Origin of the sequence: Nocardia cyriacigeorgica (assembly GCF_010858045.1) — a bacterium.
GTDB classification, from domain to species: Bacteria; Actinomycetota; Actinomycetes; order Mycobacteriales; family Mycobacteriaceae; genus Nocardia; species Nocardia cyriacigeorgica_E.
The window spans coordinates 224,049-243,632 of sequence record NZ_JAAGVC010000003.1 but is presented as its reverse complement, the minus strand read 5'-3'; the positions used below and the strand labels follow the sequence as shown (position 1 = coordinate 243,632).

At 67.6% G+C, this 19,584-nt stretch carries 16 protein-coding genes; 12 read left to right on the top strand and 4 right to left on the bottom strand.

The features are described from left to right. Window positions 1-274: 274 nt before the first annotated feature. From GV790_RS05015 to GV790_RS04985, 7 genes are all read left to right on the top strand, one after another. Window positions 275-1,420: a PucR family transcriptional regulator gene (locus GV790_RS05015; protein ID WP_163810947.1), complete on the top strand. Its 1,146-nt coding sequence runs from the start codon at window positions 275-277 to the stop codon at window positions 1,418-1,420. A gap of 123 nt (window positions 1,421-1,543) precedes the next feature. Next, window positions 1,544-2,458: an NAD-dependent epimerase/dehydratase family protein gene (locus GV790_RS05010; protein WP_163810945.1), complete on the top strand. Its 915-nt coding sequence runs from the start codon at window positions 1,544-1,546 to the stop codon at window positions 2,456-2,458. A gap of 131 nt (window positions 2,459-2,589) precedes the next feature. Then, a complete protein-coding gene (locus GV790_RS05005) occupies window positions 2,590-3,069 on the top strand; it encodes a hypothetical protein (protein ID WP_163810943.1) in 480 nt (159 codons plus the stop codon). Between the two features lie 191 nt (window positions 3,070-3,260). Then, on the top strand, window positions 3,261-5,462 hold the full coding sequence (gene betT / locus GV790_RS05000; protein WP_163810941.1) for a choline BCCT transporter BetT: 2,202 nt from the start codon (window positions 3,261-3,263) through the stop codon (window positions 5,460-5,462). Further along, window positions 5,459-6,973, top strand: a complete 1,515-nt coding sequence (locus GV790_RS04995; protein WP_163810939.1) for an aldehyde dehydrogenase family protein — start codon at window positions 5,459-5,461, stop codon at window positions 6,971-6,973. Before betT ends, GV790_RS04995 begins: the two co-directional genes overlap by 4 nt. Continuing rightward, window positions 6,970-8,520 (top strand): GMC family oxidoreductase, encoded by a 1,551-nt coding sequence (locus GV790_RS04990; RefSeq protein ID WP_163810937.1) that lies wholly within the window; start codon window positions 6,970-6,972, stop codon window positions 8,518-8,520. The genes GV790_RS04995 and GV790_RS04990 overlap by 4 nt, the downstream gene beginning before the upstream one ends. Before the next feature lie 59 nt (window positions 8,521-8,579). Next, complete coding sequence (locus GV790_RS04985) at window positions 8,580-9,080, top strand: DUF488 domain-containing protein (protein ID WP_163811135.1); 501 nt, start codon at window positions 8,580-8,582, stop codon at window positions 9,078-9,080. Window positions 9,081-9,167: 87 nt separating this feature from the next. Here the strand turns inward: GV790_RS04985 and GV790_RS04980 are convergent, their stop codons facing one another. Continuing rightward, the gene (locus tag GV790_RS04980) at window positions 9,168-9,662 is read right to left on the bottom strand and encodes a hypothetical protein (RefSeq protein WP_163810935.1); all 495 of its coding nucleotides are present in this window, start codon (window positions 9,660-9,662) and stop codon (window positions 9,168-9,170) included. Window positions 9,663-9,761: 99 nt separating this feature from the next. Next, window positions 9,762-10,082 (bottom strand): hypothetical protein, encoded by a 321-nt coding sequence (locus GV790_RS04975; RefSeq protein ID WP_163810934.1) that lies wholly within the window; start codon window positions 10,080-10,082, stop codon window positions 9,762-9,764. Between the two features lie 291 nt (window positions 10,083-10,373). On the opposite strand from GV790_RS04975, the gene GV790_RS04970 reads away from it, so the two are divergent. The 5 genes from GV790_RS04970 (at window position 10,374) to GV790_RS04950 (ending at window position 15,917) form a co-directional block, all read left to right on the top strand. Next, window positions 10,374-10,844 carry an RDD family protein gene (locus GV790_RS04970; protein ID WP_163810932.1) on the top strand — a complete coding sequence of 157 codons (471 nt, stop codon included), beginning with the start codon at window positions 10,374-10,376 and terminating at the stop codon, window positions 10,842-10,844. Window positions 10,845-10,905: 61 nt separating this feature from the next. Further along, on the top strand, window positions 10,906-11,358 hold the full coding sequence (locus tag GV790_RS04965; protein WP_163810930.1) for a VOC family protein: 453 nt from the start codon (window positions 10,906-10,908) through the stop codon (window positions 11,356-11,358). Window positions 11,359-11,462: 104 nt separating this feature from the next. Continuing rightward, complete coding sequence (locus tag GV790_RS04960; RefSeq protein WP_163810928.1) at window positions 11,463-11,888, top strand: nuclear transport factor 2 family protein; 426 nt, start codon at window positions 11,463-11,465, stop codon at window positions 11,886-11,888. A 93-nt stretch (window positions 11,889-11,981) separates the two neighbouring features. Next, on the top strand, window positions 11,982-12,458 hold the full coding sequence (locus GV790_RS04955) for a nuclear transport factor 2 family protein (protein ID WP_163810925.1): 477 nt from the start codon (window positions 11,982-11,984) through the stop codon (window positions 12,456-12,458). A gap of 144 nt (window positions 12,459-12,602) precedes the next feature. Further along, complete coding sequence (locus GV790_RS04950) at window positions 12,603-15,917, top strand: serine/threonine-protein kinase (RefSeq protein WP_163810923.1); 3,315 nt, start codon at window positions 12,603-12,605, stop codon at window positions 15,915-15,917. A gap of 22 nt (window positions 15,918-15,939) precedes the next feature. Here the strand turns inward: GV790_RS04950 and GV790_RS04945 are convergent, their stop codons facing one another. Further along, on the bottom strand, window positions 15,940-17,688 hold the full coding sequence (locus tag GV790_RS04945) for a DUF3556 domain-containing protein (RefSeq protein ID WP_163810921.1): 1,749 nt from the start codon (window positions 17,686-17,688) through the stop codon (window positions 15,940-15,942). Between the two features lie 221 nt (window positions 17,689-17,909). Beyond that, window positions 17,910-19,394: an MDR family MFS transporter gene (locus tag GV790_RS04940; RefSeq protein ID WP_163810919.1), complete on the bottom strand. Its 1,485-nt coding sequence runs from the start codon at window positions 19,392-19,394 to the stop codon at window positions 17,910-17,912. Window positions 19,395-19,584 lie beyond the last annotated feature (190 nt).

Sequence of the window (19,584 nt, the reverse complement as noted above, 5' to 3'; positions counted from 1 at the left end):
GGCGTGTCCCGTCGCCACCGCCGCGGTGCCCGGGTCCCGCGGCCGCGGTCTCGATTGTTGGAATCTATAAACGTTTCCGATATCCGTTCCACCTTGTCACAATCGAAGGTCACGACATGGCAACGGGTTCTCGCGGTAGCGTGAGTCCCTGCCCAGCGGCCCTGGGTGGGAAGGAATTACCATGTCTGTCGCAGCCTCAGCCGAACCATTTCTCACTTCGTCCGGTCGGCCGGTATCCACTCCCCTGAAGGATGTACGGACCATTTCCCGTCAGATGGTCGGCCATTTCATCGAAAATGTCGTTCCGTGTGCCACCCTGCCCGGTGAAGCGCTCGACGGCGATATCACCACGGTGACGCGGGTCTGCCTGGAATTGACCAACAGCATGCTGGACGGCCGCGATCTCCGCGGCCGCACCCAACGGGTACAGGACGCCGCCGCCGACTGGGCGCGCGAGGGCATCCCGATCGACACCATCCACCACGCCATCCATGAGGGCTTCAAGCTCGGTTTCGACTTGATCCTGGAAAATGGCACCATCCACGATTTCGACACCGCGGTCGGAGTGGCCAGGCGATTGATGGACGCCCAGGACATGATCAACTCGGCCGTATCGGTGGCCTATGTGCGCGAACTGCGTTCGGTGGTCGGCGAACACCACACCGCGGTGCACACCTTGACCTCGGCGCTGCTCGGCGGGCAGAGCACCTCCACCATGGCCCGCGAGTGCGGCATCGAGGTGGCCGAGCGCTATCACGTTGTGGCGCTGGAGCTTCCACCACATCCCGAGGAGCAGGTCTCGGCGCTCGACGAGAAGATCGTGGCGCGCCGGAAGCTGCGCCGGGTGCAGGCCGAACTGGCCAACCGGTGCGCGGGCAAGGTGCTGTCGCTGCTCAGCGTCGACGGCGGCACCCTACTGCTGCCCGCCACCGAGTTCACCGACGACGACCTCGACCAACTGATCGACAACCTCTCCGCCGCAGGCCAGGTCCCGATCCGGGCGGTCGCGACGACGGCGGCGCCCGCGCAGATCCCCGGCATCGCCGAGCAGGTCCACGAATTGGTCGATATCGTGCACCTGCTCGGCGGCGAGAGCAAGGTGTATCGCCCACACGAGCTGGCCTTCGAATACCAATTGACCCGGCCGGGCCCGGCCCGCGACTACCTGAGCTCGGTCCTGGATTCCCTCGAGGCGCACCCGGAATTGCTCACCACGCTCGAGGTCCACATGGCCACGAATATGCAGCGCTCCCGCTCGGCCCGCAAACTCTACGTGCACACCAACACCGTGGACTACCGGTTGAAACGCATCGGCCAGATCACCGGATTCGACCCGAACGATGTCACCGGGCTGTGCTATCTGCGCGCGGCCCTGCTGATTCGCGCCCACCGCGTGCGCAGCACCGTCGACGTCGCCTGATCCGGTGACGCTGGCCGTCACGCCTCACATTTCGCTGGGCTGTTTCGTCGCAGTGGTGTCACGTTCCGGGCTCGGGCGGTGTCTCGTGTCCGGCCCCGAATATCACTCGATCGAAAGAAGCCCATGACACTGTCTGTTGTGGTCGGCGCCGGCGGCGTCGGCACCCTCACCGCACAACTGCTGGCCGATGCCGGGCACGAGGTCCGGTTGATCACGCGTAGCGGGAGCGGGCCGCGCGATCGGCATATCCAGTGTGTCGCCGCCGATGCCGGCGACACCGCCCGGCTGATCGAGCTGACCACCGGAGCGCAGACGCTGTTCAACTGCGCCGCGCCGCCGTATCACCGCTGGCGCACGCAGCTGTTGCCGCTGTTCGGCTCCCTGCTGCGAACCGCGGAGGCGACCGGTGCCGGATACGTGATGCTCGGCAACCTGTACGGGTACGGAGCACCCGCGGCGGCGATGACCGAGGAGGCGCCGATGGCGCCGAATTCGGTCAAGGGCCGGGTGCGCGCGCAGGCCTGGCAGGAGGCGATGGCGGCCTACGAGGCAGGGCGGGTGCGGGTCACCGAAGTGCGGGCCAGTGATTTCCTCGGCCGCGGCGGCCGGTCCACCTTCGCCGTCATGGTGGCGCCCAAGGTCTTATCCGGGAAGACGGCGCTGTTGCCAGGGGATCCGGATGCGCCGCACAGCTGGACCGGTACCGGCGACGCGGCCCGCACGCTCATCGCCCTCGCCCAGGACGAACGCGCCTGGGGCCGGGCCTGGCACGTACCCACCAATCCACCCGTCTCACCCCGGCAGCTGGCCGAGCGGCTCACCCGGGTCGCCGGCGCACCCGCGCCGACATTGCGCCGCATGCCCGGGTGGATGCTGCGCGTGGGCGGTCTGACCTCCCCGATCGTCCGGGAGCTCCGCGAAGTGCAGTACCAGCTCGACCAGCCGTTCGTGGTCGACTCCACCCTCACCGAGCAGACATTCGGCATCACGCCGACATCGCTGACCGACATCCTGCACGACATGGTGCCCGCCCCCTGACCCTGGACGACCGGACGCCGGGGGCGAAATATCCCATCATCCCAGCACTAATCGGGATTGATCTCTCCGGCGTGAACGCGATCATCCCGGGTATCCGCGCAACGGGGACAACGACCCGAGGAGGCACACTCATGGCACATCAGCTCACCCGGCTCGGCGCGGCGGCGGCGATCGCGACCGCAGCGGTCATCGCCGGTTCAGGACAGGCTGCCGCACAGCCGACCAGCGTCACGATCGACGGCAATATGCAGGTCCTCGGCATGAACGTGCTGCACGTCGACGCACAGAGTTCACCGGGTAATCCCACAACCGGCACCTATGTGGCCACCGCCAAGCTCGGCAATATGAACCTGCCGATCCGCGTCACCGGACCGGTGACCTGCCTGACGGTCCGCGACAACACCGTCTCGCTGGTCTACCCGATCACCACCATGGAACCGGTGATGCTGTTCCCGCCGGATTCGATGGCCATCCAGATCACGGTCATGAAGGGCCAGGCCGGTGAGCCGAACCGGATCGGCTACGGCGTGCCGATGCCGACCAGCAGCTTCCGCGGCTGCGAACCGGGCCCGACCCCACTGATGTTCGACGGGACCATCGACATCAGGTGATTCCGGGGTAGCCGTCCCGGAAGCCGCATCGACTACCGGGCCGGGCCTGCCGAGGCCCGGTCACAGTCGTTGACGCGCACACCTCTCCCGGATCAGCGGCCGGGAGGCGGCCCGGCGCGGGTCGGGACCGATCACGGACACGAGGCCGATGATGCCTCCGGCCTCGCACCGACGCGACTAGCGTGCGTCACATGAGTGGCGTCAGCGATCCACCGGACAGCGACAACACCGACCGCGAACCCTCCGTTGCCGCGACATCGGATGCCGCCGACGCCGCCACCTTCCATTCCGCCCATCCCGCGCATCCGGCGGCCGGGCGCGGGTCGGTCAACAAGCCGGTGTTCCTCGCCGCGGCCGGCATCGTGCTCGTGTTCGCGATCTGGGCACTGGCCGCCCCGGAAAGTGCGGAAACCGTCGTCGGCGAGGTCAAGACGTTCATCTCCACCTGGTTCGGCTGGTGGTATTTCCTCCTGGCGACCGGCATCGTCGGTCTCGTCGTGTTCCTCGGTGTCAGCCGGTACGGCCGCTACCGGCTGGGGCCGGAGGAATCACGCCCGGAGTACAGCCTGTTCACCTGGACCGCCATGCTGTTCGCCGCCGGTATCGGCATCGACCTGATGTTCTTCTCGGTCGCCGAACCGGTCTACAACTACCTCTACCCGCCCACCGGCCCCGCCCAGACCAACGAGGCCGCCCGGGCGGCGACGACCTGGACGATTTTCCACTACGGCCTCAGCGGCTGGGCGATGTACGCGCTGATGGGCGCCGCGCTCGCCTACTTCGCATTCCGGCACAATCTGCCGCTGACCATCCGCGCCGCCCTCTACCCCATCGTCGGTAAGCGGGTGCACGGCCGCTGGGGCGACGCCATCGATGTGGCCGCCGTCCTCGGCACCATTTTCGGCATCGCGACCTCGCTCGGGATCGGGATCGTGCAACTCAACTACGGCTTGCACGAAATGTTCGGCATCGACCAGGGCAAGGCCGCCCAGATCGGCCTGATCGTGCTGTCGGTGATCGTGGCGACCATATCGGCGACCACCGGTGTCGATCGCGGTATCCGGAGGCTGTCGGAACTCAACGTCATCATGGCGATCGCGCTGCTGATCTACATCCTGGTGGCGGGGCGCTCGGACTTCCTGCTCAATGCCCTCGCCCAGAACGCCGGCGATTACGTCTCGACCTTCCCCGATCGCACCCTCGACACCTTCGCCTGGGAACGCAATCCGGAGACGCCGAACCAGCCGACCGCTTGGCTGGATGCCTGGACGTTGTTCTTCTGGGCCTGGTGGGTGGCGTGGGCGCCGTTCGTCGGACTGTTCCTCGCGCGCATCTCGCGCGGGCGCACCCTGCGCCAATTCGTTTTCGGCGTGCTGGTGGTGCCGTTCAGCTTCATCCTGATGTGGATCTCGATCTTCGGAAACAGCGCGCTCGACCTCGCTCGCAAGGACGCCGAATTCGCCGAGACGACGGCCGCGCAGGCCGAAGTCGGCTTCTATTCGCTGCTCGAGCAGTACCCGGGCGCGCCCTTACTGCTCGGCATCGCGACCATCACCGGCCTGTTGTTCTACACCACCAGCGCCGATTCGGGTGCTCTCGTGATGGGCAATTTCACCTCGCGGCTGCCGAATCCGATGGCCGACTGCGCCAAGGGCACCCGCATCTTCTGGTCGGTGGCGATCGGGCTGCTCACGCTGTCGATGCTGTTCGCCGGCGCGGGTGGCTCCATCAGCACGCTGCAGAACGCGACCATCATCATGGGGCTGCCGTTCTCGTTCGTGCTCGCGCTGATCGGCATCGCGTTGCTGCGCTCGGTACGCAACGAGTCCTACAAACTCGACAGCTTCCGCACCGCACTGCCGCACGCCATCGCGGCGGGGCGCGGGCCGGCCGAACACGGCAGTTGGCGCCGCCGGCTGCTGGCCACCATCAGCTATCCGGGGCCCGCGGCCACGCGCCGATTCATGACCGGCTCGGTGATCCCCGCGGTGCGCGAGGTCGGCGCCGAGTTCACCAGGGCCGGTGTGGCGGCGACCATCGATGAGTCCGCGCGCAACGAGGGCATGCCGACCACGCGGCTGCTCGTCGACCAAGCCAATGAGCCCCGCTTCGAATACTGCGTGTGGCCGGTTTCGGCCCCGACCCCGACCTACGCCGTTCTCGCCCAGCGCTCGCAGGACCGGTATTTCCGCTGCGAGGTCTATCTGGCGGAGGGGTCGCAGGGCTATTCGCTCAACGGCTACACCCGCGAGCAGATCATCGGCGACATTCTCGACCAGTACGAACGTCATCTCGGCTATCTGCATCTGCGGCGCTCGGCGACCGATCATCACGAGCCGGATCCCGGCGACGTCGACACCGACAGCGATCCGGAAGGGAGAACCACCGCATGAGTGAGACCCTCTATATCGACGGCGCCTGGACCGCTGCCAGGTCCGGCGATACTCGCGAGATCCGTTGTCCGGCGGATAATTCCCTCGTCGGCGTGGTCGCCGAAGCGGACGCCGCCGACACCGAGGCCGCCATAGCCGCGGCCCGGCGCGCCTTCGACGACGGCCCCTGGCGCCGGACCTCGGCCGACGAGCGCGGCGATCTGCTGCTGAAGGTCGCCGACGCCATCGATGCCAGGCGCGAGGAATTCGTCCGCGCGGAGACTCTGGACACCGGTAAGCGGCCCTACGAATCCGATATCGACATGTCCGATATCGCCCACTGTTTCCGGTATTTCGGCAAACTCGCCGGCGAAGACGCCGGCCGCGTGGTCGACGCGGGCTCACCGGATGTCGATTCCCGCATCGTCTACGAGCCGGTCGGGGTGTGCGGGCTGATCACACCGTGGAATTACCCGCTGCTGCAAGTGGCGTGGAAGGTCGCACCCGCCCTGGCCGCGGGAAACACCTTCGTTCTGAAACCCGCTGAACTGACACCGCATACCTCGATTCTGTTGATGACGGTGCTGCACGAGCTCGGCGTGCCGCCGGGCGTGGCGAATCTGGTGCTCGGGGCGGGCGCGACCGCGGGTGCGCCGCTGTCCTCGCATCCCGATGTCGACCTGGTCTCGTTCACCGGCGGTCTGGCCACCGGCAGGATCATCGCCCGCGAAGCCGCCGCCACGGTCAAGAAGGTGGCCCTGGAGCTCGGCGGCAAGAACCCGAATGTGGTGTTCGCCGATGCCTGCGACACCGATGAGCGGCTCGCCGCCGCCGTCGACAACGCGCTCAACGCCGCGTTCCTGCATTCCGGCCAGGTGTGTTCGGCCGGTGCGCGGCTGGTGATCGAGGAACGCGCGCACGACCGGTTCGTCGACGAGCTGGTGCGCCGCGCCGAGCAGATCCGGCTCGGCCTGCCCTTCCACCCCGACACCGAGACCGGGCCGCTGATCTCGGCCGCACACCGCGAGAAGGTGCACGGCTATGTCGAGCAGGCCCGCGCCGACGGCGCCGTGATCCGCACCGGCGGCGCCTTCGCCACCGGCGACCGCGGCGCGGGCAACCTCGACGACGGCTATTTCTATCTGCCGACCGTCATCGACCGCGCCACCCGCGCGATGGCGTGCGTGCACGATGAGGGATTCGGGCCGACGGTGACCGTCGAGACGTTCACGACCGAGGACGAAGCCGTCGCCATCGCCAACGACACCGACTACGGACTGGCCGGCGCCGTATGGTCCGCCGATGCCGCGCGGGCCCGCCGCATCGCCGGTCGATTGCGGCACGGAACCGTGTGGGTCAACGATTTCGGGCCGTATCTGCCGCAGGCGGAATGGGGCGGCTACGGCCGCTCCGGGATCGGGCGTGAGCTCGGGCCGTCCGGCCTGCACGAGTATCGCGAGGCCAAGCACGTCTACGAGAACCTCCGGCCGGGCGTCACCGGCTGGTTCGCCGACCGGAAGGAACAGTCGTGAGCGAATACGATTATGTGGTCGTCGGTGGCGGGTCGGCCGGAGCGGCTGTCGCGGCACGGCTGTCCGAGGACCCGGCGGTGACGGTGTGCCTGCTCGAGGCGGGGCCGAGCGACGTCGGCGACGAGGCGATTCTGCGGCTGGACCGCTGGATGGAGCTGCTCGAATCGGGCTACGACTGGGACTATCCGATCGAGCCGCAGGAGAACGGCAATTCGTTCATGCGCCATGCCCGGGCGAAGGTGCTCGGCGGATGCTCCTCGCACAACAGCTGTATCGCGTTCTGGGCACCGCGCGAGGACCTCGATTCGTGGGAACGTGAGCACGGCTGCACCGGCTGGGGCGCGGATTCGGTGTATCGGCTCTACAGCCGGATCGAGACCAACGACGCACCCGGCGATCATCACGGGCGCGGCGGGCCGGTGCACATCATGACCGTGCCGCCGAATGATCCGTGCGGGGTCGCGCTCCTGGACGCCTGCGAGGCCCTCGGTATTCCGCGTGCGGAGTTCAATACCGGAACCACGGTGATCAACGGCGCCAACTTCTTTCAGATCAATCGCCGAGCCGACGGCACTCGCGCCTCGTCCTCGGTCAGTTATCTGCACCCGGTCCTCGACCGGCCGAATCTGACCGTCCGGACCGGCGCGTGGGCCAAGGCCATCGTGCTCGACGGTGGCCGGGCCGTGGCGGTGGAGATCACCGACAATGCCTTCGGCCGCACGACCCGGGTGACGGCCGGCCGCGAGATCATCGTCTCCGCCGGTGCGATCGACTCGCCGAAACTGCTGATGCTCTCCGGCATCGGGCCGGCGGATCATCTGCGGGCCAACGGCATCGAGGTGCTGGTCGACTCCCCCGGTGTGGGCGCCCATCTCCAGGATCACCCGGAGGGCGTGATCGGCTTCGAGACGACACGCCCGATGGTGACCAGCTCGACCCAGTGGTGGGAGGCCGGCATCTTCACCACGACCGTCGACGGGCTCGACCGGCCGGACCTGATGATGCATTACGGCAGCGTGCCGTTCGATATGCACACCGTGCGCCAGGGCTACCCCACCGCCGAGAACACCTTCTGCCTCACTCCCAACGTCACCCATGCCCGGTCGAGGGGTACGGTGCGGCTGCGCTCCCGCGATTTCCGCGACAAGCCGCGGGTGGATCCGCGCTATTTCACCGACGCCGAGGGTCATGACATGCGCGTGATGATCGCCGGATTGCGCAAGGCCCGCGAGATCGCGGCGACCGCGCCGCTGGCGTCATGGGTGGCGCGCGAGCTGTATCCGGGCCCCGGCACCAGCTCCGATGCCGAACTCGCCGACTACATCCGCCGGACGCACAACACGGTCTATCACCCGGCGGGGACGGTGCGGATGGGCGCCGAGGACGACCCGTTGAGCCCGCTGGATCCGCAGCTGCGGGTCAAGGGCGTGGACGGTTTGCGGGTCGCGGATGCGTCGGTTTTCCCCGCGCACACGACAGTCAACCCCAACATCACGGTGATGCTGGTCGGTGAGCGCTGCGCCGAACTCGTCGCCGCTGCGCGCTAGCCGTGGGTGCGGAGCGCGAGCTACCCGACGGCGCGGTCTACACCGTCGGGCATTCCACGATGTCGATCGAGGATTTCGTGGCACTGTTGCGCGGCTATGGCATTCGCCGTCTCGCCGACATTCGCACGATTCCGCGTTCCCGGCACAATCCGCAGTTCAACAGCGACGATTTGGCGGTGAGCCTGCTCGACGCCGGTATCGGCTACACACATCTGGCAGGGCTCGGCGGGCTGCGCCATTCCAGGAAGGATTCGCCGAACACCGGGTGGCGGAACACGAGTTTCCGTGGTTACGCCGACTACATGCAGACCACTGAATTCGAGGACGCGCTCAGCGAACTCATGCGTCTGGCCCGGGAAGAGCGCACCGCGATCATGTGCGCCGAGGCCGTGCCCTGGCGGTGCCATCGTTCGCTGGTCGCCGACGCGCTCACCGTGCGGGATGTGCCCGTCGTCGAGATCATGTCGGCGACCAGTCGGCGCCGCCATACGCTCACCTCGTTCGCGCGGGCCGAGGGAACGCGGCTCACCTACCCGCCCGAGGACGCGACATCACCGTGATCCGCGCGTGGCAGTGTCGGCGGCCGCACGCCCCCTGTCGATCTGCGCACCGCCGGGCGATCGGGTCGCGACACCGGCATGCAAGGCTCATCTGCGCGCGGTCGGGTCGTTCCATTCGAAGCAGCCGGTGGCGTGCCGGGTGGTGGTGGTTCCGCGGCGCAGTTCCGCGGTGACCCGGCCTTGTGCGCCGTTGGTGAAATGACGGGTATCCGAGCCGGTTCCGTGCCACGGCGGGTCGATCGCGACGGTTTTGCGGCGGGATACCGAGTCGCAGATGATGTCGTAGTCGTAGCCGGGTCCGTGCGGTGCGCCTGCGGGGGCGTCGCTCGGCGACTGTGTGCCCTGATAGGCGTACACGTGCAGGCTGTCGGCTTCGCCGTCGGCGCAGCTGTAGGTGACGGTGACTTCGAGGGTTCCGCCGCTGTCATCGGCGGCATCGGGCGAGTGCACGAAGGTGACGTCCTCGATGGCGAGGACTCCCCCGTATTCCGCGGCGGCCGGGGCGAACCCGGCCCCCGCGAGGACACCGATCGTTATCGCGATGATGGCGGCGATCCGAGCGATGCCGCGCGAGCGGAACATGTCATACCCTCCACGAAGTACCAGCGTTGTCGTCGCGCCTCGGCGGTGCGAACCTGCTACGACATTCGTCGCCGATCCCGTCGTGGATAGGTGGGTGGGCTAACTCCGCCCCCATAGGCGACCCCAGACGGTGGCAGTACCCTTGCGGCCCTTGGCAACCGGCTCCTGCGCAGACTCATCTTCGGCATGTCCGCAGCCGCGTACTCGTCCGCATCCGTCGGTATTCGCAACCGGTTCCTCGCGCGGCACTGCCGCCCACGCCGTCGGCGCGGTCGGTGTGTCGGTGAGGGCGGGCAGGACGACCGTTGGCTCGTCATCGAGTTCGGCCCGCATGCGGGTGAAGTACGTGTCGAGCGAGCCGTACCGGACCGTCACTTCGTCGACGAATTCCAGCACAGCCGACTGTGAGCGCATCTGCATCGTTGTCCTTTCCTCGAAATCCAGTACCGACCTGACCACCGAACGCCATGCGTGAGCGCGAATCCCACAGCAGGGCAGGAGTTCACAGGGATTCGCGCAACGCCGGGCCGTGCCGTAGGGGGTGCCGACCGGTCTCCGCCCCCTGCACCGCGCCGCGGCTCACATCTACTCTAGCCACATTTCAGCTAATTCGCCGCTGCCGCCCGAGATTGTGAGATCGTTGGAGCGGCCACCCGACGGGCGGTGCGACACACTCCGGACAAGTGGAACTACTTTTCAGAAGGAGTAACCATGGTGAGTGCAGGTGGATACGATCCTCGGCTCGGTTCGGCTGCCGGGGTCACTCCCGGCGGACTCGGCAAACGCGCCGCAGCCCGTTTCATCGACTGGATCCTCGCCGCGATCATCGGCGCGATCTTCTTCTGGCTACTGAACATGGCATGGGACACCCCCGACTGGGTATCCATCCTGCCCGGCGCCGGTTTCGGCTTCCTGTACTTCCTCGTCTTCGAGGTGGCGAGCGGGTCGACGCCGGGCAAGAAGATTCTCGGACTGCACGTCAACGGGTCCGGGGGCGCACCGAAGCCGAGCGTCAAGGATTCCGCGCTGCGCAATGCCTACATGCTGCTGAACCTGATCCCCTGGGTCGGCCCGATCCTGTGGTTCATCGCCGCGATCGCGATCGCGGTCACGATCAGTTCGAGCCCGAGCAAGCAGGGCTGGCACGACAGGCTGGCGGGTACGCAGGTCATCGACGAATGACGTCGTCGGTGCCGGATCGAGGCAGGCCGAGGCTGTCGGCGGCCGATGATAGGACATGCCCATGGCAGTGAATTGGAAGCTCGTCATCGATAGCCGCGATGCGGCCACGCTGGCCGATTTCTGGGCCGCGGCGCTCGAATACGAGGTCGAGGATCCCAGCGACCTCGTCGACCGGCTGCTGGCCGCCGGCCAGCTCCCGGAAGCCGCGGTGCGCGAGCATCACGGCCGCAAGACCTTCCGTGGTTACGCCGCGATCCGGCACCCCGACGATCCGTTCGACCCGGTCAGCGGCGTCGGCCAGGGCAGACGGCTGCTGTTCCAGGACGTCCCTGAGGCCAAGACCGTGAAGAACCGCCTGCACATCGACGTGCACAGCGCACCAGCGAGCCTCGAGGAACTCGTGCAGCGGCTCGAAGGCCTCGGTGCCACCCGGGTTCAGGAGTTCGACCGCGGGCCTGCCGGGCACTGGTGGATCATGCTCGATCCGGAAGGCAACGAGTTCTGCGCCGCCTAGCCGGCTTGGCCGGCGCCTGAGCCATCGCCGGCAGATACCCGGGCCGACGGGGCAACCGACGGATTCGGCTCCCCCGGGGTGCCCTCGTGCGCTTATATCGAGGGATGGATCTACAGACGATCGCGGATCGGATCGCCATCGGCGACCTGCTCACCCGCTACGCGCATGCCGTCGACACCAAGGACTGGCAGCTCTACCGCACGGTGTTCACCCCGGACGCCCACATCGACTACACCACCGCGGGCGGGCCGAGCGGCGATCTGGACACCGTGGTGTCGCAACTGTCGGTGGCGCTCGAATTGTTCTCCCGCACCCAGCATTTCGTCTCCAATATCGACGTCGCGCTCGACGGCGATCAGGCTCGGGTGCGGGCGATGTTCTTCAACCCGATGATCGTCTCGACCGGCAAACAGTTCTTCTGCGGCGGCTGGTACAACCACGATCTCGTCCGGACCGCCGACGGCTGGCGCAGCAGCCGCCTGGTGGAGGATTCGGCGTGGTTCGAGGGACTGGAGCAGGCCTTCACCTGAGCGGAACCGGCCACGCACCGCGCGCCCGAATTCGTCACCCCGAATTTGTAACATGTTCTTGTTTTGCCGCGTGCGCCGTGTCAGGCTCGAGCGATGGACCTGGTGGCAGTCGAAGCCATTCGCGCGCTCAAGTACAAGTACTTCCGCACGCTCGATCTGAAGCTGTGGGACGAGTTCGGCGAGACCCTCGCCCACAATGTCGAGGGCCGCTACGGCACCCATGCGCTGGGTGAGCCGCTGGTGCTGAACGGGCGCGAGGCCGTCGTCGGATTCCTGCGCGACAATATGGGCCCGGGCATCGTCACCACGCATGTCGCCAACCACCCGGAGATCAGCGTCGACGGCGAGGACGCCACCGGCAGCTGGTTGTTCGAAGATACCGTCATCGCCACCGACTACGGTGTGCTCATCCGCGGCTCCGGCTACTACTCCGACCGGTATCGCCGCGATCCCGACGGGGTCTGGCGCATCACCGCCACCGGATACGTCCGCATCTACGAATCCTCGCAATCGCTGGCCGACACACCCAGCCATCGGCTGCTGTCGAACATGTGGGCTCCGTCGGCGTGAACCGCACGGCAGACGCAGGCAACAGGAGCGACCGCCCCGCCGAGCCCAGCCGCTGATCCGCCTCAGCGCCTGATCGGCGGGTTATTCTCGAGTCAGGCCCCGCACGCGGGGACGTCCCTGGTTCGCGAAGAATCGAGGCCGACGATGGCCGACCTGCCGCCGACCCAGCGCAACCGAGCTGCCGGGATCATCGCGGAACTGAATACCGAAGGCCTCGAGCAGGCCGAAGAGATCGGGCGGGGCGGCTTCGGCGTGGTGTACCGGTGCACCCAATCCGAGTTGAACCGGGTCGTCGCGGTCAAGGTCCTCACCTCGGATCTGGCCGCCGAGAATCTGCAACGATTCCTGCGCGAACAACGCGCGATGGGGCAACTGTCGGGGCATCCGCACATCGTCGACGTCTTCCAGGTCGGCACCACCACCGGCGGCCACCCCTACCTCGTGATGCCCTATCACGGGCACGGCTCGCTGGAACGGCGCATCCGCGATTCCGGGCCGCTCGACTGGACCGAGGTCTTGGCCGTCGGCGTCAAGATCGCCGGTGCGCTCGAGGCCGCTCATCGAGTCGGCACCCTGCACCGTGATGTGAAGCCGGGCAATATCCTGCTCACCGATTACGGCGAGCCACAGCTGTCGGATTTCGGTATCGCCCGCCCGGCCGGCGACTTCCAGACCGCGGCCGGGATCATCACCGGCTCACCGGCCTTCACCGCGCCGGAGATCCTGGAAGGCGAGGCGCCCACCGTCGCCTCCGACATCTACGGCCTCGGCGCCACGCTGTTCTGCGCGTTGACCGGCCATGTGGCCTATGAGCGGCGCGAAGGCGAACAGGTGCTGGCGCATTTCCTTCGGGTGGCCGCGCAGCCGGTGCCCGACCTACGCCGCCAGGGCATTCCCGAGGACGTGTCCGCAGCGATCGAGCAGGCCATGGCCCGTCGACCGGCCGAGCGATTCGAATCCGCCGCCGCACTCGGTGAACACCTGCGCGGCATCCAACGCCGACACGACCTGCCCGTCGACGAGCTGCCGCTGCCACCGGCCACCACACCCCGGATCGCCACCGCCACGCATACGACACACCCGCGCGGACGCAGCACCGCTCCCCCGACCCCGGCCACGAAATACCGGCCGCCGACCTCGGCGCGCTCGCCCATCATCAGGAAGCGGCTGCTGGACCGGCTCCGCTCGGGCCACGGCAAGCGGGTGACGCTGATCCACGCGCCCAGCGGATTCGGCAAGACCACCCTGGCCGCGCGCTGGCGCGACGAAGTCTGTGAGGCGGGCGGCGCGGTGGCCTGGCTGACCGTCGACAGCGACGACGACAACCCGGTCTGGTTTCTCGAACATCTCGTCGAGGCGATTCGCCTGCCACGGCCGGCGCTGGCCGCCGAATTGGCACAGCTGCTCGAACAGCATCCCGACGATCCCACCCGCCACGTCCTGACCGCCCTGATCAACCGGTCGCACGGCGCCGACGATCAGCTGACGCTGGTGCTCGACGACTGGCAGCGGGTCACCGCGCCGGAAACGGTCGCCGCGCTGCGTTTCCTGCTCGAGCACGGCTGCCATCATCTGCCGCTGGTGCTCACCAGCACCTCCACCGCCGACCTGCCGCTGAGCCGGCTGCGATTGAGCGGGGAGCTGGTCGAGATCGATACCGACGCTTTGCGTTTCGATGCCGATGAAGTACGGGCCCTGCTGGCCGAGGAAGGCTGCCTGCGACCGGCGCTCGATATCGAGGCGCTGACCGACACCACCGACGGGTGGGCGGTCGCGCTGCAGTTGGCGGTGCTGTCGTTGCGCGCCGGAGACGACCCCGCCCAGCTGCTCACCGCGCTGACCGAGCATGCCGACATCGGCGATTATCTCGCCGAGAACGTCCTCGACGGGCTCGACGAGGCCACCGTCGAATTCCTCACCACCACCGCCATCTGTGACCGGCTGTGCGGTGGCCTGGCCACCGCGCTCACCGGTTCCGAGGGCGCGGCGGCGACCCTGGCCGACATCGAGCACCGCGGCCTGTTCCTGGAACGGGTGGGACCGGATCGCCAGTGGTATCGATATCACCAGCTCTTCGCCGGATACCTGCGTCGGCGTCTCGCGCGCGATCGCCCACCGCACGACATCGACGCGCTGCACCTGCGCGCCGCGGCGTGGTTCGCCCGCCACGATCTACTGAACGAGGCGGTCGATCATGCGCTCGCCGCCGGGGACCCCTGGCATGCGGTCGAGCTCGTCGAACAGGGCGCCACCGATCTGCTCGAACACGCCAAGATGACCACGTTGCTCGGCATTCTCGGCAAGCTCCCGGCGTCCGCGATCGCGTCCCGGCCGCGCATTCAGCTGTGGATCGCCTGGGTGAATCTGGTGCTACGGCGCCCGAGCACGCCGGCCGCGGTCTCGCTCGCACGGTTCACCGCCGCCCTGGACCAGACGTCGGCGAGCGAGTCCGAGATCGCCGACCTGCGCGCGGAAGCCGCCGTGATCGACAGTGTCGCCGAGATTTTCAACGACCGTCTCGGCAAGATCGACGGCTTGCTCGCCGATGTGCTGTCGCGGCCCGATGATTTCCCGCCGCGAGTCACCGGAGTGGCGGGCAATATCGACTCCTTCGCCTCGATCTACCGTTTCGAGTTCGACGCGGCCCGGCGGCGCCAGCTCTGGGTGAGGCCGTATCACGAAGCGACCGGCCCGTTCGTGCGAGTGTACGGCCGCTGCGCCACCGCGATCGCCGCGCGCGAGCAACTCGATATTCCCGCCGCGTTCGCGTCGTTCGATGCGGCCTTCGAGTTGGCGGTCGAGACGATGGGCCCGCGCTCACATGCGGCCAGGATCGCCGGCGCGCTGCTCAGCGAACTGCGCTACTACAGCGGCGACGTCGACGGCGCCCTGCGCTTGCTGCCCGACTTCCGCGAATTGGCCGCCGAGGGCGGCGGTCTGGTCGATGTGATGATCGCGACCTATGCCACCGCTGCCCGGGTCGAAGCCGCGCACGGTGACCTCGATGCCGCGGTCTTGCGGCTCGCGGAGGGGATGCGGCAGGCCGAACTGCTGGGGCTGGCGCGCCTGGCGGCCCGGCTACGCACTGAGCGCATCCGGCTCGGTTTCGGCGTCCCGGAGACGTCGGCCCGCCAGTTGCTGCGGCCCCGATCGCTCGACTGTGGCGACGGAATAGCCACTGTCACAGCCGAATTGGACGAGGATTCGGCGATCCGGTTGCTACTGCTGCGAGATCGCGGTGACGAAGCCGCCGCGCGGGCACGCGCGCTCGCCGCCGCTATCGATCCCGGCCGCCGTCCGCTGGCTGCGCTGGGGGCGACGTTACTGCTGAGCGCTGTACTCAGCGCGACCGGGGATGTCGATGAGGCCGAGCGGATCCGGGCCCCGGCGGCCGGGCGTTGCCTCGAGAGCGGGCTGTCGCAGTACCTGCTCGATTCGACGACGGTCCTGACTTCCTGATCAGCCGGCATCGGGGTCGCGATTACTGCGTGGACCGGCTCGTCTCCTCGACGGCGTCCGGGTACACGGGCAGCTGGTCATCCCACGGCTGCCTGGTCACCATGTCGACCACTCGCACTGTGCCGCGCTCGAATTCGCCGGTGGCGGCGTCGACGAGGCGGTAGCGCTGGGTCTGGGTGTGGATGGGCTGGGCGTCGAGCAGCACCACCCGCACTTCGCCCGGCTCGAATCCGCAACGCTGGTGCAGGGCCTCGATCAGCTGTTCGTTGTGCAGGTGACCGTCGCCGAAGTTCCAGCCGAGTGCGGTGGAGCAGATGCGTTCACCGTCGGTGATCGTGTACTCGGCTTCGTCGTGGCCGGCCATCGCACGATGGGCCAGGGTGAACAAGGCCCGGCCGTGCGTGTTGAACGAGCGGAACGCGTACCCCAGATACAGCGGGATCTGGGCGGCCTCCTTGCTGCCGTAGTACCGCTCGAGCTGAGCGGCGGGCATAGCCGCGACCGCGATGATGCCGGAGCGGATCTTCGCCTCGGCCGAGGGCTTGATGCACCACAGGGTGGTGTCCCAGTTCCCGGCGTAATACCGCATCCCCGGCAGGAACGAGATCTTGGCCGGGAACAGGTTGCCGAGGATCACGATGCCCATGAGCACGACGAACACGGCTGCCATCAATGCCGGGGAATCCACTTGCGCCAGACCGAGATCGGCGTGGCCGACGAACAGGGTGAGTATTCCGAAGATCATGAAGACGTTCCACTCCAGCGGCACACCCATCGGGATGGCCACCAGGATCGTCAGGTGGAAGCAGATCATCACGATGGCGGCCACGGTCGTGAGCGGGCCGCCGTGGCTGAAGAACAGCACCAGCGGCACACATAGTTCCACGGCCGTGCCGCCGTGCGCCAGGACCCGCGAGGGGCGGCCGGGGCGCAGGTCGTCGGGAAACCGTTCGAAGAACATCCGTTTGACGGCCTTGGGCCGCAGCACCGGATTGTTGGACATCATGGTCGACACCACGAACGGGAAGTGCTTGTTCAGCTTGGAGATCGCCGCGCCGATCCAGATGACGACGAAGACGATCTTCGCCGCGACGATCATGTCCACGCCACCGAACAGGAACACCACCGTGAACGATCCGTACACCTCGCCGCGCGCGGCGAGGAAGATGACCTTGTCCCGCAGCCCGAGTACGCCGAGCACGGCGAGGATCGCCACGATCTGCCAGGTCGGCAGCACACCGACGGCGCTGTCGAGTTCCGGGATCGGCCCGGTGCCGTCGGAGCACAGCGCGACCACCAGCAGCACCAGCAGCGCCGCGTAGAGCAGCGCATCGACCGGAGTGCGTGCGGCGCCCGCCGTGAGCGGCACCCGGCCAGGCCAGGGCGGCAGGCGAATGGTGCCGGGGCGCAGCCAATACAGGATCGACCCCATGGGCGGGAAGAATCGGTTGTTGAGCGGTCCGAAGCCGCAGCCGAGCCCGACCACCTCGAACAGCATGGTGAACAGGACGACCTTCTGGAACACGATCGGTTCGGTCCACCACGTACCGACCTCGGTGAAGCCGTCGATCCCGCTGGTGCTCAGCACGATCAACCACGCGGCGAGGATGTAGAGCGCGATCTTGACGACGTAGAACAGATGCAGCGCCACCGGTGTACCGAAACCGACCTCCGCCCAGTGCCTGGCCATCGGCCGGATCTTCTCCGACCTCGTGCCCTTGCTCCATTCGTCGTAATCGACCACCGGGAGGTTGGGACGAAGAAACCCCATCGCAGCATCCGTTCCGTCGCCAGAATAAGAACGTGTTCTACTTTAACGCGGGGTGCGGGCGGTGTTCGTGGAATCCGGCGCTCGTTCGCACGGGGCGCGGCCGACCGCTGCCCGGGGGTTGCGAGCGATCGGGTGTCGTGAGGTCCTCATGCGGCGAGCCCTCTCGGGCCGGGTTTTCCAGCCCGAGAGGGCTCGCGGTGGTGCGGCTGCGAACCGGTGGATCAGCCCTTCACCAGCTCCAGTTCCGGAGTGTCGGGCACCTGCGGCGCACCGGGTTCGGCGGGCTCCTCCGGCGCACTCGCACGATTGGGCAGCAGTACCGCCACCACGATCACGATCGCCGCCAGCGCGGCGGAGACACCGAACGCCAGCTTCATGCCACCCAGGTGAGCGGTCGTCGCGTCGACGCCCTGGTCGATCAGCGAGGTGCTGCGAGTGGACATCACGGTCACCACCAGCGCGGTGCCGAGCGCCGCGGCCACCTGCTGCAGGGTGCCGAGCATGGAACTGCCGTGCGAGTACAGATGCTGCGGCAGCGCGCCGAGGCCGAGGGTGAAGACCGGGGTGAACGCCGCGGCCAGCGACACCATCAACAGGATGTGCAGGCCGAGCAGCTGCCAGTACGGCGTGCTCATCGAGATCTGGGTGAATCCGGCCAGCGACACCGTGACCCCGATGGCCGCGGGAACCACCAGCACCCGTCCGCCGAAGCGGTCGAACAGCCGGCCGATGGTCGGACCGAGCAGGCCCATCGCCATGCCGCCGGGCATCACCAGCAGGCCGGTGCTCAGCGGGCTCAGCCCCCGCAGGTTCTGCAGATACAGCGGCAGCAGGATCATCGAGCCGAGCATGGCCAGGAACGCGATCGACATGAAGATCAGCGCCTTGCTGTAGGTGCCCGACAGCAGGATGCGCAGATCCAGTAGCGGGGTTCCGGTGCGCTGCAGCCGCAGCTGCCGCCAGGCGAACACACCGATCAGCGCGATCCCCGCGGCCACGATGAGCGCCGGGGTGGTGACGCTGCCGGTCTCGAAGCGGCTCAGCCCGTACACCAGGCTGCCGAAGCCGAGCGCGGCGAACACCACGCTGGACCAATCGATCGCGCCGGCCTCCGGCTCACCCACATTCTCCAGGCGCCGCAGCCCCTGCCAGGTGACCAGGCCCGCGATGGGCAGCACCAGCACGAACAACCAGCGCCAGGAACCGACCTGCAACACCAGCCCCGACAGCACCGGGCCCATGGCGGGTGCGACCGAAATGGCCAGGGTGACATTGCCCATCACGCGGCCGCGGTCACGTTCGGGCACCACCGTCATCAGGGTGGTCATCAGCAGCGGCATCATCACCGCGGTGCCACCGGCCTGGATGACGCGGCCGATCAGCAGCACCGGGAAGTTCGGGGCGACCGCCGACAGGGCCGTACCCGCGAGGAACACCCCCATGGCGATCGCGTAGGCGCGCCGGGTGGTGACCCGTTGCAGGAACCAGCCGGTCACCGGGATGACGGCGGCCATGGTGAGCATGAAAGCGGTGGAGACCCACTGCGCGGAGCGTTCGGTGATCTCGAGATCGGTCATCAACCGCGGGATCGCGTTGATCATGATGGTCTCGTTCAGGATCACCACGAACGTCGCGAGCACCAGCAGCCGGATCACCGCCGGAGTCCGCTGCCCTCCTGTCCGGCGTTCGGTGTGTGCGTCGGGCATCGGGGTACCTCCGGTAATCGTGAGCTCGGTGACGTGTGGCCGATGGCAGGTCATCGTCGACCTCGCGCGGCGCCACACCAGATCAGACGGAATCCATCGGATCGATTCATCGCTCGCGCGCCGATCGGGCGTCGGCGGCGCCCCTCGTCGGCGTCGCCGAGCCGTTTCGGGCTCGGAGAACAGCAAACAA